Origin of the sequence: Serratia sp. PGPR-27, from assembly GCF_022678525.1 — a bacterium.
Classification (GTDB): Bacteria; Pseudomonadota; Gammaproteobacteria; order Enterobacterales; family Enterobacteriaceae; genus Serratia; species Serratia nematodiphila.
Map to the genome: position 1 here is coordinate 43,400 of NZ_JALBYS010000021.1, position 11,810 is coordinate 55,209.

Sequence of the window (11,810 nt, forward strand, 5' to 3'; positions counted from 1 at the left end):
AGGCGCGCTTTAAAACGATAATGAGATTGATTATGCAAGACGAGTTGAAACTTTTACTGGGGAAAATCAGCGCATTCGCGCTTTCCGCCGCCTTCATGGCGGCATTGGTCGGCCTGGTGTTTATCGATGTGCACTGGTTACATAACTTCGTGCATGAAACCTCGCTGACCGAAGCGGCGCAGGAACTGTTGCTGCTCGCCATCGCCGGCGGTTTTTTCGCCGCGGCCTGGCGGCAGGCGGAACGCCGCTCCGCCTGGATGCTGGTCGGCGGCTTCTTTCTCTGCATGCTGATCCGCGAGATGGACTTCGCCTTCGATGCGTTGTGGCACGGCGCCTGGGTGTGGTTCGCGCTGGCGGTCGCCTTGGTCTGTCTGTGCCATGCCGCCAGGCACATTGCGGCGACGGTGCGCGGCCTGGCCTATTTCGCGACGCATCCCGGCTACGGCATGATGTGCGCGGGCCTGCTGTGCATTCTGGTGTTTTCACGCCTGTTCGGCATGAGCGCGCTGTGGCAAACGCTGATGCTGGACGGCTACAACCGGGTGGTGAAAAACATGGTGGAAGAGGGTTGCGAACTGCTGGGCTACGGCCTGTGTCTGCTGGCCACCCTCAGCTACATGAAGACCGTTTTTGCGTCGAATGAAGCGAAAGTGTGAGGGCGACGGCGCTTTATTTATCCGGAACAATTTTAGTGATACTATTCGCTTAGCCGAATTCGGCTGAGAAGGTATGCGTTCCATTCTGTATACCCAGTGAGGTTTCAATCTGGCAATTGTGGGCGAGATCTGAAACCTGGCTGACCAAACCCAAAATCCAATTTTCGTACTGCATGTGATCTGTCGTGTGGGTCACCACTGTAGATAAGGAATTATTAATGCCTGTTATTACTCTTCCTGACGGTAGTCAGCGTCATTTCGACCACCCCGTTTCCCCGATGGATGTCGCGCGCGATATCGGCCCTGGCCTGGCGAAAGCCTGTATCGCCGGTCGCGTCAATGGCGAACTGATTGATGCCAGCGATCTGATCGAATCGGATGCGCAACTGGCCATCATCACCATCAAAGACGAAGACGGTCTGGAAATCATGCGCCACTCCTGCGCGCACCTGCTGGGTCATGCGATCAAGCAGCTGTGGCCGGATACCAAAATGGCGATCGGTCCTGTTATCGACAACGGTTTCTATTATGACGTGGATATCGACCGCACCCTGACGCAGGAAGACCTGGATCTGCTGGAAAAGCGGATGCACGAGTTGGCCGATAAGGATTACGACGTCATCAAGAAGAAGGTCAGCTGGCAAGAAGCCCGCGACACCTTCGCTGAGCGCGGCGAAATCTATAAAGTGGCGATCCTGGATGAGAACATCAGCCATGACGATCGTCCTGGCCTGTATCACCACGAAGAATACATCGACATGTGCCGCGGCCCGCACGTGCCGAACATGCGTTTCTGCCACCATTTCAAGCTGCAGAAAACCTCCGGCGCTTACTGGCGCGGTGACAGCAAAAACAAAATGCTGCAGCGTATCTACGGCACCGCCTGGGCAGACAAGAAGCAGCTGAACGCCTACCTGCAACGCCTGGAAGAGGCGGCCAAGCGCGATCACCGTAAGATCGGCAAACAGCTCGATCTGTATCACATGCAGGAAGAAGCGCCGGGCATGGTGTTCTGGCACAACGACGGTTGGACTATCTTCCGCGAGCTGGAAGCCTTCGTGCGCATGAAGCTCAAAGAGTACCAGTACCAGGAAGTGAAAGGTCCGTTTATGATGGACCGCGTGCTGTGGGAAAAAACCGGCCACTGGGAAAACTACAAAGACGCCATGTTCACCACCGCGTCGGAAAACCGCGAATACTGCATCAAGCCGATGAACTGCCCGGGTCACGTGCAGATCTTCAACCAGGGCCTGAAGTCGTACCGCGATTTGCCGCTGCGCATGGGCGAATTCGGCAGCTGCCACCGCAACGAGCCGTCGGGTTCCCTGCACGGTCTGATGCGCGTGCGCGGCTTCACGCAGGATGACGCCCACATCTTCTGTACCGAAGAGCAGGTGCGCGCCGAAGTGAACGAATGCATTCGCATGGTCTATGACGTGTACGGCACCTTCGGCTTCGACAAGATCGCCGTCAAGCTGTCGACTCGCCCGGAAAAACGCATTGGTACCGACGACATGTGGACCCGTGCGGAAGAAGACCTGGCCGCCGCGCTGACCGAGAACGGCATTCCGTTCGAGTACCAGCCGGGCGAGGGCGCCTTCTACGGACCGAAAATTGAATTTACCCTGCATGATTGTTTGGATCGCGCATGGCAATGTGGTACCGTGCAGCTCGATTTCTTCTTGCCGGGCCGTTTGGGCGCCTCGTATGTTGGCGAAAACAACGATCGCGTCGTGCCGGTAATGATTCACCGCGCCATTTTGGGCTCCATGGAACGCTTCATCGGTATCCTGACCGAAGAATACGCCGGGTTCTACCCGACCTGGATCGCTCCGGTGCAGGTGGTGGTGATGAATATCACCGACAGCCAGTCTGATTACGTCCAGCAATTGACCAAAAAACTGCAGGATGCAGGTATTCGCGTGAAAGCGGACTTGAGAAATGAGAAGATTGGCTTTAAAATTCGCGAACATACTTTACGTCGAGTCCCTTACATGTTGGTGTGCGGCGACAAAGAGGTCGAAGCCGGCAAAGTTGCCGTTCGTACCCGCCGTGGCAAAGACCTGGGAAGCCTGGACGTAAACGAAGTCGTAGACAAGCTGCTGAAAGAGATTCGCAGCCGTAGTCTTCATCAACTGGAGGAATAAAGTATTAAAGGCGGAAAACGAGTTCAACCGGCGCGTCCTAATCGCATTAACAGAGAAATTCGCGCGCAAGAAGTTCGCCTAACCGGCGTCGATGGCGAGCAGATTGGTATTGTCAGTCTGAATGAAGCTCTTGAAAAAGCTGAGGAAGCGGGCGTTGATTTAGTAGAAATCAGCCCAAATGCCGAACCGCCAGTTTGCCGAATCATGGATTACGGCAAATTCCTCTACGAGAAGAGCAAGTCGACGAAAGAACAGAAGAAGAAGCAAAAAGTTATTCAGGTCAAGGAAATCAAATTCCGTCCTGGCACCGATGATGGCGACTATCAGGTCAAACTACGCAACCTGATTCGCTTTCTGGAAGATGGCGATAAAGCCAAAATCACCCTGCGTTTCCGTGGGCGTGAGATGGCGCACCAGCAGATCGGTATGGAAGTGCTTAACCGCGTCCGTAAAGACCTGTGTGAAGATATGGATCTGGCAGTGGTCGAATCCTTCCCTACGAAGATCGAAGGCCGCCAGATGATTATGGTGCTCGCTCCTAAGAAGAAACAGTAAGGCTTACAAGTAATGGAACCCGCGCGGCGCTTGCGCTGTGTGGGTTTTATTCGCCCAACTGATTCGTTGTTTAACAATGCGAAGTGGATTTAATTAAAATGCCAAAGATTAAAACTGTACGTGGTGCAGCCAAGCGCTTCAAAAAAACCGGCAGCGGTGGTTTTAAGCGTAAACATGCCAACCTGCGTCATATTCTGACCAAAAAAGCAACCAAGCGTAAACGTCACCTGCGTCCGAAAGGCATGGTGTCTAAAAACGATCTGGTCCTGGTTACCGCGTGCCTGCCGTACGCATAAGCCATTTTTTTTGAATTTAGAATAAGACTTTAGGAGAGAGCATATGGCTCGCGTAAAACGTGGTGTAATTGCACGCGCACGTCACAAGAAAATCATGAAGCAGGCGAAAGGTTACTACGGTGCCCGTTCGCGCGTATATCGTGTTGCCTTCCAGGCAGTAATCAAAGCTGGTCAGTATGCTTACCGTGACCGTCGTCAACGTAAGCGTCAGTTCCGTCAGCTGTGGATTGCACGTATCAACGCAGCTGCTCGTCAGAACGGTCTGTCTTACAGCAAGTTCATCAACGGCTTGAAAAAAGCCTCGATCGAAATTGACCGTAAGATCCTGGCTGACATCGCAGTCTTCGACAAAGTGGCCTTCGGCGCACTGGTTGAGAAAGCGAAAGCAGCTCTGGCGTAAGTCAGTTGAAGAGGGAGCTTGCTCCCTCTTTTAATCTTTGTTTTCAGCGACAAATATTGACTTTTATTGCCCGCCGCTATATCACTGGTGGACAATTATCGACAAGGTACCGCAATCATGCACGCAGCTCTTTTTCGTTTCTTTTTTTACTTTAGCGCCTGATTTCAGGAGGCTTTGCGCGTAAGAAAAGAAACGAAAAGTAGCGCCTAAGCCTCCCTCGTGGAGGCTTTTTTGTTTTTGGCCATCGTCTCGCCTTGCCAGGCGTTGCGGTGAGGGCGGCAGACGCAACGCGGGCCATGCGCCGCGCAGGCGAGCCGGCCGGCCGGCAACGTATTGAAAAGTCTTTGAATAATGGTCAAAGGCGTGTTCGAATATAGATAACAATTACTTAGGGCCATCCCGGCCAGAGGAAGAGGAAAGCAATGCCACATCTCGCAGAGCTGGTTGCCAATGCCAAGGCAGCCGTAGAAGATGCCCAGGATGTTGCCGCGTTAGATTTGGTGCGCGTCGAATATTTTGGCAAGAAAGGTCATTTCACCTTGCAGATGCAGTCTCTGCGTGACGTACCGGCGGAAGACCGTCCGGCGGCCGGCGCGGTGATCAACCAGGCCAAGCAAGAGGTGCAGGACGCGCTGAACGCGCGTAAGAACGCGCTGGAAAGCGCCGCGCTGAACGCGCGCCTGGCGGCTGAAACCATCGACGTCTCCCTGCCGGGCCGTCGCATGGAGAACGGCGGCCTGCATCCGGTGACCCGCACCATCGACCGTATCGAAACCTTCTTCGGCGAGTTGGGCTTTTCCGTTGCCACCGGCCCGGAGATTGAAGACGATTATCATAACTTCGACGCGCTGAACATCCCTGGGCACCACCCGGCGCGCGCCGACCACGATACCTTCTGGTTCGACGCCACACGCCTGCTGCGCACCCAGACTTCCGGCGTGCAGATCCGCACCATGAAGAACCAACAGCCGCCGATCCGTATCATTGCGCCGGGCCGCGTTTACCGTAACGACTACGATCAGACTCACACCCCGATGTTCCACCAGATGGAAGGGCTGATCGTCGATAAAGACATCAGCTTCACCAACCTGAAGGGCACGCTGCACGATTTCCTGAACAACTTCTTTGAAGAAGACCTGCAGGTTCGTTTCCGTCCGTCCTACTTCCCATTCACCGAGCCGTCCGCTGAAGTGGACGTGATGGGCAAGAACGGCAAGTGGCTGGAAGTGCTGGGCTGCGGCATGGTGCATCCGAACGTGCTGCGCAACGTCGGCATCGATCCGGAAGTTTACTCCGGCTTCGCCTTCGGCATGGGCATGGAGCGCCTGACGATGCTGCGTTACGGCGTCACCGACCTGCGCGCATTCTTCGAAAACGATCTGCGTTTCCTCAAACAGTTTAAGTAAGGCGGGAATATCACATGAAATTCAGTGAACTCTGGTTGCGCGAGTGGGTAAACCCGGCCATCAGCAGCGAAGCATTATCCGATCAAATCACCATGGCCGGCCTGGAAGTGGACGGCGTGGATCCGGTTGCCGGCGCGTTTAACGGCGTTGTGGTGGGTGAAGTGGTCGAGTGCGGTCAGCACCCGAACGCCGACAAACTGCGCGTCACCAAGGTCAACGTTGGCGGCGACCGCTTGCTCGACATCGTTTGCGGCGCGCCGAACTGCCGTACCGGCCTGAAAGTGGCGGTCGCCACCGTGGGCGCGGTGCTGCCGGGCGATTTCAAAATCAAAGCCGCCAAGCTGCGCGGCGAGCCTTCGGAAGGCATGCTGTGCTCGTTCTCCGAGCTGGGCATTTCCGACGATCATGACGGCATCATCGAGTTGCCGCTGGATGCGCCGATCGGCACCGACATCCGTGACTACCTGAAACTGAACGACAACACCATCGAGATCAGCGTTACCCCGAACCGCGCCGACTGCCTGGGTATCATCGGCGTCGCGCGCGACGTGGGCGTACTGAACCAGGTGGCGCTGACCGAGCCAGACATGAGCCCGGTGGCCGCTGCGATTGACGCCACGCTGCCGATCCGCGTTGACGCGCCGCAGGCGTGCCCGCGCTATCTGGGCCGCGTGGTGAAAGGCATCGACGTCACCGCGCCAAGCCCGCTGTGGATGCGTGAAAAGCTGCGTCGCTGTGGCATCCGCTCCATCGATGCGGTGGTTGACGTCACCAACTATGTGCTGCTGGAGCTTGGCCAGCCGATGCACGCTTTCGATCTGAGCCGCATCGACGGCGGCATCGTGGTGCGCATGGCGGAAGAAGGCGAAACGCTGAGGCTGCTGGACGGCAGTGAAGCCAAACTGAACGCCGACACCTTAGTGATCGCCGATCATCAAAAAGCGTTGGCGATGGGTGGCATCTTCGGTGGCGAGCATTCCGGCGTCAACGGGGAAACTCAGGACGTGCTGCTGGAATGCGCCTTCTTCAGCCCGCTGTCGATCACCGGCCGCGCGCGTCGTCACGGCCTGCACACCGACGCTTCTCACCGCTATGAGCGCGGTGTCGATCCGGCGCTGCAGTACAAAGCGATGGAACGCGCCACGCGCCTGCTGCTCGATATTTGCGGCGGTCAGGCCGGCCCGATTATCGACGTGACCCACGAGAACGAACTGCCGAAGCGCGCCACCATCACGCTGCGCCGCGAGAAACTGGATCGCCTGATCGGCCACGTGGTGCCAAGCGAGCAGGTCAGTGACATTCTGCGCCGCCTGGGTTGCCAGGTGACCGAGCAGGGCGACAGCTGGCAAGCGGTCGCGCCAAGCTGGCGTTTCGATATGGAGATCGAAGAGGATCTGGTGGAAGAAGTGGCGCGCGTTTACGGCTACGACAACATCCCGGATGTGCCGGTGCGCGCCGATCTGGTGATGACCCAGCATCGCGAAGCCGATCTGACGCTGAAGCGCGTGAAGACCATGCTGGTCGATCACGGTTATCAGGAAGCGATCACCTACAGCTTCGTCGATCCGAAGGTGCAGGCGCTGCTGCACCCGAATGAAGAAGCGCTGATCCTGCCAAGCCCGATTTCGGTAGAAATGTCGGCGATGCGCCTGTCGCTGTGGACCGGCCTGCTGTCTGCGGTGGTGTATAACCAGAACCGCCAGCAGACGCGTCTGCGCCTGTTCGAAAGCGGCCTGCGCTTTGTGCCTGATAGTGCGGCAGATCTGGGTATCCGTCAGGATGTCATGCTGGCGGGCGTGATCGCCGGCCATACGCACGATGAACATTGGGATCTGGCGCGCAAGCCCGTCGACTTCTATGATTTAAAAGGGGATCTGGAGTCCGTCCTCGAGCTGACCGGTAAATTATCCGAAATTCAGTTCCGGGCGGAAGCCAATCCGGCCCTGCATCCAGGGCAAAGTGCGGCGATTTATTTGCACGGCGAACGCGTAGGTTTCATCGGTGTGGTTCACCCGGAACTTGAACGTAAACTGGATCTTAACGGCCGCACCGTGGTGTTTGAACTGGAGTGGAACAAGCTTGCGAGCCGCGCCGTGCCTCAGGCGCGGGAGATTTCGCGCTTCCCGGCAAACCGCCGTGATATCGCCATTGTGGTGGCTGAAAACGTCCCCGCAGAAGATATTTTGGCCGAGTGTAAGAAAGTTGGCGCAAATCAGGTAGTTGGCGTAAACTTGTTTGACGTGTACCGTGGCAAGGGCGTGGCAGAAGGTGACAAGAGCCTGGCTATCAGTCTGGTATTGCAGGATACCGCTCGTACACTGGAAGAAGAGGAGATAGCCGCTACCGTTGCAAAATGCGTAGAGGCTCTAAAACAGCGATTCCAAGCATCCTTGAGGGATTGAACCTATGGCGCTTACTAAAGCTGAAATGTCAGAACACCTGTTTGAGAAGCTTGGGCTTAGCAAACGGGACGCCAAAGACCTGGTGGAACTGTTCTTTGAAGAGGTCCGTCGGGCTCTTGAGAATGGCGAACAGGTAAAACTGTCGGGTTTTGGCAACTTTGATCTGCGTGACAAGAACCAACGTCCGGGGCGTAACCCGAAGACCGGCGAAGACATTCCGATTACGGCGCGCCGTGTGGTGACCTTCCGTCCGGGACAGAAGCTGAAAAGCCGGGTAGAAAACGCCAGCCCGAAAGGGTGAGTGACGTGACATCAAAAAAGGCCGCTTGCGCGGCCTTTTTCTTTTCTGAGACAAAATTCAGTTTATTCCTAATGGGCAATGCATGAATTAAAATTATTCATTAAATCACCTCGGCGAAAATTTATTTAATCTCAATTACGGAGTATTCTTATATCTTATTTTGTGTGGTGAGTGGCCATATTTGTTGTTTCAATAACGGCCGTAATAATGGCCAGGGCCGTCGCCGCGGTGGCCACCGCCCCCGTGCGGGCCCCAGCAGCAGGCGCTCAGGGTTGAGGCCAGGGCTACAACGGTCAGCAGCATACCGATACGTTTAATCATCTTATAATCCTCCGGTGGAAATCCATTTAACTATAATTGCCGCGCCGCTTGAGAGACGTCAGTTATTCGTTAAATCTTGTCAGTGGTTATGATAATTAAAGGTGGCGGCAAACAGTGTAGGGATTGTGTAAGGCCGTCGAAAACAATCTGAAAATAGGCATCGGTGAGATAGTCGTTAAATAAGCACGCTGATATAACCACTGCAGCAAGAAAATAGAGTGAGAAGATGAAATGAAAAAGATCCTGTTGCTGGTGTGTTTCCCGCTGTTGCTGCCGCTGGCGGCGAAGGCCGATGTCTCCGTCGATATCAACGTGCCGGGCGTTTCTCTGCATCTGGGGGATCAGGACCGTCGCGGCTACTACTGGGATGGCTACGACTGGCGTCCACCGCAGTGGTGGCATGCGCACCAGGGCCGCGGCCTGGGTGAGCGCAATGCGCGCGGTATGTACTGGGACGGCGGACGCTGGCAACCTTCGCCGCCGCGTGGCTATGAGCATCGTGGGCCGGAACGCAGCGGCAATCCATTCCACGGCGATCGCGATAGTGGCGACCACGACCGCCGTCATGACGATCGCGGTGACCATGACCGCCGCGAAGGCGGCCGCAGCCAACCTTATCCACCGGGCAACTCCGGCCCGCATCGTTAATCCCTGAGTTTATCGGCGGCTGGTTTTGCCATCATTGTTGCGATGACGGGCAAGGTCAGCTGCTGCTTTCCTGAGCCACTATCTACGCAAGACTTCCCCTTGCGGCGTTAACCCCCTAATATTCGACTCAAACGTCAATTATCCGGCCACGACAGCGGCCGGCAGGGAACCGCCGCGCATGCCAACCAGCCGTACCTTCACCTTACTGTTGCAACATCAACGCTACCGCGATAAACGCCAGCTCAGTCTGTTGGCGCTGGGCGTGGCGGTGGCGTTGCTGGTCAGCCTTTGCGCCGGCGACCAATGGATATGGCCGTCAGAGTGGTTCAGCGATCGAGCGCAACTGTTTGTTTGGCAACTGCGTTTGCCGCGCGCGCTGGCGGTGATGCTGGTCGGCGCCGCCCTGGCGGTGGCGGGCGCGGTGATGCAGGCGCTGTTTGAAAATCCTCTGGCGGAGCCCGGTCTGCTGGGCGTAGCTAACGGCGCCGGCGTAGCGCTGGTGCTGACGGTGTTGTTGGGGCACGGTTTGTTGCCGGTGGCGCTGATGAGCGCCGCCGCGATAGCCGGTGCGCTGGCGATGACCTTCTTATTGCTGGGCTTCGCTCGCCGGCGACGTCTGACCAATGCTCGGTTGTTGCTGGTCGGCGTAGCGCTGGGCATCGTGTGCAGCGCGCTGATGACCTGGGCGGTCTATTTCAGCACCAGCCTCGATCTGCGGCAGCTGATGTACTGGATGATGGGCGGTTTCGGCGGCGTCGACTGGCGCCAAAAGTGGCTGGTGCTGGCGCTGCTGCCGGTGTTGCTGTGGCTGTGTGGCCAGGGCCGAGCGCTCAACCTGATGGCGCTGGGCGAGGTGCAGGCGCGCCAGCTCGGGCTGTCGCTGCATGTGTGGCGTAACCTGCTGGTGCTGGCGATCGGCTGGCTGGTTGGCGTCAGCGTGGCGCTCGCCGGGGTGATCGGCTTCGTTGGGCTGGTGATCCCGCATATTTTGCGGCTCACCGGCCTGACAGACCAGCGCTATCTGCTGCCGGCCTGCGCGCTGGCGGGAGCCGGGGTGTTGCTGGTGGCCGATGTGATCGCCCGCGTTGCGCTGCTGGCGGCCGAGCTGCCGATCGGCGTGGTGACAGCCACGCTGGGGGCGCCGCTATTTATCTGGTTACTGACCCGGACAAAAGGCGTAAGGTAGTTTTCTTCATTCACCTGCCATTAAAAAACCAAAGGATGACAACCGATGAGCAAGCCAATCGACAACCTGCCGTTACAAACCATCGAAAATCAAACGACCACGCTGGGTGCCTATCAGGGCAAAGTGCTGCTGGTGGTCAACGTGGCCTCGGAGTGCGGCCTGACCAAGCAGTACGAAGGGCTGGAAGCGCTGTACGAAACCTATCGCGAGCGGGGGCTGGAAGTGCTGGGGTTCCCGTCCAATGAATTCCTGGGCCAGGAGCCGGGCAGCAACGAAGAGATCCTGGCGTTTTGCCGCGGCACCTTCGGCGTGCAATTCCCAATGTTTGCCAAGATTGAGGTGAACGGCGAACACCGTCATCCGCTGTACCAAGCGTTGATTGCCGCACAGCCGGAGGCCGTCGCGCCGGAAGGCAGCGAGTTCCTGGCGCGGATGACCAGCAAAGAGCGTGCGCCGAAGCATACCGGCGATATTCTGTGGAACTTTGAGAAATTCCTTATCGCGCGCGACGGCACGGTGATCCAGCGCTTCTCGCCGGACACCACACCTGAGGATCCGGCGCTGGTGGCGGCGGTGAAACAGGCGCTGGCAGGGTAATACGGATGCTGCAACTCGTTGAGGTTGGGGTGGCGGGGCGCCTGGCGCCTTTTTCGGCACAGATTGACGGCGGGTTGCAGGTTCACCTGATCGGCCCAAATGGCGCAGGGAAGAGTACCCTGCTGGCGCGGGTGGCGGGTATGCTGCCGGGGCGGGGCGAAGTCTGCCTGGACGGACGCGCGCTCTCCGATTATCCGGGGAGCGAGCTGGCGCGCCGACGCGGTTATCTCAGCCAGCAACAGCCGCCGGTGTCGCTGATGCCGGTGTTTCAGTATTTGGCGTTGCACCGGCCTGCCGGCGCGGCGCAAACCGAGGTGGAACACACCATCCTCTATCTGTGCCAGCGGTTGAAGCTGGTGGATAAACTGTCACGCATGCTGACACAGCTTTCAGGTGGAGAATGGCAACGGGTGCGGCTGGCGGCGGTATTGCTGCAGGTGTGGCCCAGCGTTAACCCGCACAGCCGATTGTTGTTGCTGGATGAACCAACCAATAGCCTGGATGTGGCGCAAAAGGTCGCGCTGGATCGCCTGCTGCGCGAATTCTGCCAAAGTGGGCGCAGCGCGCTGGTGTGCGCACACGATCTGAATCATACCCTGCAGCAGGCCGATCGGGTTTGGTTGTTGCACGCTGGGCAGTTGGTCGCGCAGGGCATCACCCGTGAGGTGATGGCGCCCGCACTGTTGTCGCAGATCTATGAAGTGGATTTCCACCTGCAATGGGTGGGGAACCAGCGTTGGATCATGACCCGCACGGCTTAATTCGCCCTGGGGTATAAATATAAACGAAAACTAAACGTAGTGAATATAAATAGCCGGGTAATCATCGGCTATTATTGTGCTGCCTCTCATTTTCTCGTGAGTTTTCTTGAAAAACGCCAATGACGTGCTACGCT

At 57.2% G+C, this 11,810-nt stretch carries 14 protein-coding genes and 1 other annotated feature; of the genes, 13 read left to right on the forward strand and 1 reads right to left on the reverse strand.

What is annotated here, in order from left to right; translation table 11 throughout:
* The first annotated feature begins 32 nt into the window (after positions 1 to 32).
* The 9 genes from MMS95_RS13340 (at position 33) to ihfA (ending at position 8,163) form a co-directional block, all read left to right on the forward strand.
* Positions 33 to 656: a hypothetical protein gene (locus MMS95_RS13340; protein ID WP_021505486.1), complete on the forward strand. Its 624-nt coding sequence runs from the start codon at positions 33 to 35 to the stop codon at positions 654 to 656.
* Between the two features lie 218 nt (positions 657 to 874).
* Entirely contained in the window at positions 875 to 2,803 is a 1,929-nt protein-coding gene (thrS, locus tag MMS95_RS13345) for a threonine--tRNA ligase (RefSeq protein WP_085336987.1), read from the forward strand.
* Positions 2,804 to 2,806: 3 nt separating this feature from the next.
* The gene (infC, locus tag MMS95_RS13350; RefSeq protein ID WP_048233542.1) at positions 2,807 to 3,358 is read left to right on the forward strand and encodes a translation initiation factor IF-3; all 552 of its coding nucleotides are present in this window, start codon (positions 2,807 to 2,809) and stop codon (positions 3,356 to 3,358) included.
* A 98-nt stretch (positions 3,359 to 3,456) separates the two neighbouring features.
* The gene (gene rpmI, locus MMS95_RS13355; protein ID WP_004931418.1) at positions 3,457 to 3,654 is read left to right on the forward strand and encodes a 50S ribosomal protein L35; all 198 of its coding nucleotides are present in this window, start codon (positions 3,457 to 3,459) and stop codon (positions 3,652 to 3,654) included.
* A 43-nt stretch (positions 3,655 to 3,697) separates the two neighbouring features.
* Positions 3,698 to 4,054, forward strand: coding sequence for a 50S ribosomal protein L20 (gene rplT / locus MMS95_RS13360; protein ID WP_004931417.1), 357 nt, complete (start codon positions 3,698 to 3,700; stop codon positions 4,052 to 4,054).
* Between the two features lie 113 nt (positions 4,055 to 4,167).
* Positions 4,168 to 4,290 (forward strand) — a sequence feature (Phe leader region).
* Positions 4,172 to 4,216, forward strand: a complete 45-nt coding sequence (gene pheM / locus MMS95_RS13365; protein ID WP_139074214.1) for a pheST operon leader peptide PheM — start codon at positions 4,172 to 4,174, stop codon at positions 4,214 to 4,216. It overlaps the preceding feature by 45 nt.
* A gap of 186 nt (positions 4,291 to 4,476) precedes the next feature.
* Positions 4,477 to 5,460, forward strand: a complete 984-nt coding sequence (gene pheS, locus MMS95_RS13370) for a phenylalanine--tRNA ligase subunit alpha (protein WP_004931416.1) — start codon at positions 4,477 to 4,479, stop codon at positions 5,458 to 5,460.
* 14 nt (positions 5,461 to 5,474) lie between these two features.
* Positions 5,475 to 7,862, forward strand: a complete 2,388-nt coding sequence (pheT, locus tag MMS95_RS13375) for a phenylalanine--tRNA ligase subunit beta (RefSeq protein WP_166445055.1) — start codon at positions 5,475 to 5,477, stop codon at positions 7,860 to 7,862.
* Between the two features lie 4 nt (positions 7,863 to 7,866).
* Positions 7,867 to 8,163, forward strand: a complete 297-nt coding sequence (gene ihfA / locus MMS95_RS13380; protein ID WP_004931414.1) for an integration host factor subunit alpha — start codon at positions 7,867 to 7,869, stop codon at positions 8,161 to 8,163.
* 189 nt (positions 8,164 to 8,352) lie between these two features.
* On the opposite strand, the gene MMS95_RS24240 is transcribed toward ihfA, so the two are convergent.
* Complete coding sequence (locus MMS95_RS24240) at positions 8,353 to 8,484, reverse strand: hypothetical protein (RefSeq protein WP_015377698.1); 132 nt, start codon at positions 8,482 to 8,484, stop codon at positions 8,353 to 8,355.
* A 231-nt stretch (positions 8,485 to 8,715) separates the two neighbouring features.
* Here MMS95_RS24240 and MMS95_RS13385 point away from each other — a divergent pair, with 231 nt between their 5' ends.
* The 4 genes from MMS95_RS13385 to btuD all read left to right on the forward strand — a co-directional run bounded on the left by MMS95_RS13385 (position 8,716) and on the right by btuD (position 11,676).
* On the forward strand, positions 8,716 to 9,132 hold the full coding sequence (locus tag MMS95_RS13385) for a DUF2502 domain-containing protein (protein ID WP_242141773.1): 417 nt from the start codon (positions 8,716 to 8,718) through the stop codon (positions 9,130 to 9,132).
* 178 nt (positions 9,133 to 9,310) lie between these two features.
* The gene (gene btuC, locus MMS95_RS13390; RefSeq protein WP_033633209.1) at positions 9,311 to 10,318 is read left to right on the forward strand and encodes a vitamin B12 ABC transporter permease BtuC; all 1,008 of its coding nucleotides are present in this window, start codon (positions 9,311 to 9,313) and stop codon (positions 10,316 to 10,318) included.
* 45 nt (positions 10,319 to 10,363) lie between these two features.
* Entirely contained in the window at positions 10,364 to 10,915 is a 552-nt protein-coding gene (locus MMS95_RS13395) for a glutathione peroxidase (RefSeq protein WP_242141774.1), read from the forward strand.
* 5 nt (positions 10,916 to 10,920) lie between these two features.
* Positions 10,921 to 11,676, forward strand: a complete 756-nt coding sequence (btuD, locus tag MMS95_RS13400) for a vitamin B12 ABC transporter ATP-binding protein BtuD (RefSeq protein ID WP_021505482.1) — start codon at positions 10,921 to 10,923, stop codon at positions 11,674 to 11,676.
* The last annotated feature ends 134 nt before the right edge of the window (positions 11,677 to 11,810 follow it).

What these genes read in the sequence shown, in the direction of transcription:
- MMS95_RS13340 (WP_021505486.1), top strand. Translation starts at nt 33, where the DNA reads ATGCAAGACGAGTTGAAACTTTTACTGGGGAAAATCAGCGCATTCGCG.
- thrS (WP_085336987.1), top strand. Translation starts at nt 875, where the DNA reads ATGCCTGTTATTACTCTTCCTGACGGTAGTCAGCGTCATTTCGACCAC.
- rpmI (WP_004931418.1), top strand. Translation starts at nt 3,457, where the DNA reads ATGCCAAAGATTAAAACTGTACGTGGTGCAGCCAAGCGCTTCAAAAAA.
- rplT (WP_004931417.1), top strand. Translation starts at nt 3,698, where the DNA reads ATGGCTCGCGTAAAACGTGGTGTAATTGCACGCGCACGTCACAAGAAA.
- pheS (WP_004931416.1), top strand. Translation starts at nt 4,477, where the DNA reads ATGCCACATCTCGCAGAGCTGGTTGCCAATGCCAAGGCAGCCGTAGAA.
- pheT (WP_166445055.1), top strand. Translation starts at nt 5,475, where the DNA reads ATGAAATTCAGTGAACTCTGGTTGCGCGAGTGGGTAAACCCGGCCATC.
- ihfA (WP_004931414.1), top strand. Translation starts at nt 7,867, where the DNA reads ATGGCGCTTACTAAAGCTGAAATGTCAGAACACCTGTTTGAGAAGCTT.
- MMS95_RS24240 (WP_015377698.1), bottom strand. Translation starts at nt 8,484, where the DNA reads ATGATTAAACGTATCGGTATGCTGCTGACCGTTGTAGCCCTGGCCTCA.
- MMS95_RS13385 (WP_242141773.1), top strand. Translation starts at nt 8,716, where the DNA reads ATGAAAAAGATCCTGTTGCTGGTGTGTTTCCCGCTGTTGCTGCCGCTG.
- btuC (WP_033633209.1), top strand. Translation starts at nt 9,311, where the DNA reads ATGCCAACCAGCCGTACCTTCACCTTACTGTTGCAACATCAACGCTAC.
- MMS95_RS13395 (WP_242141774.1), top strand. Translation starts at nt 10,364, where the DNA reads ATGAGCAAGCCAATCGACAACCTGCCGTTACAAACCATCGAAAATCAA.
- btuD (WP_021505482.1), top strand. Translation starts at nt 10,921, where the DNA reads ATGCTGCAACTCGTTGAGGTTGGGGTGGCGGGGCGCCTGGCGCCTTTT.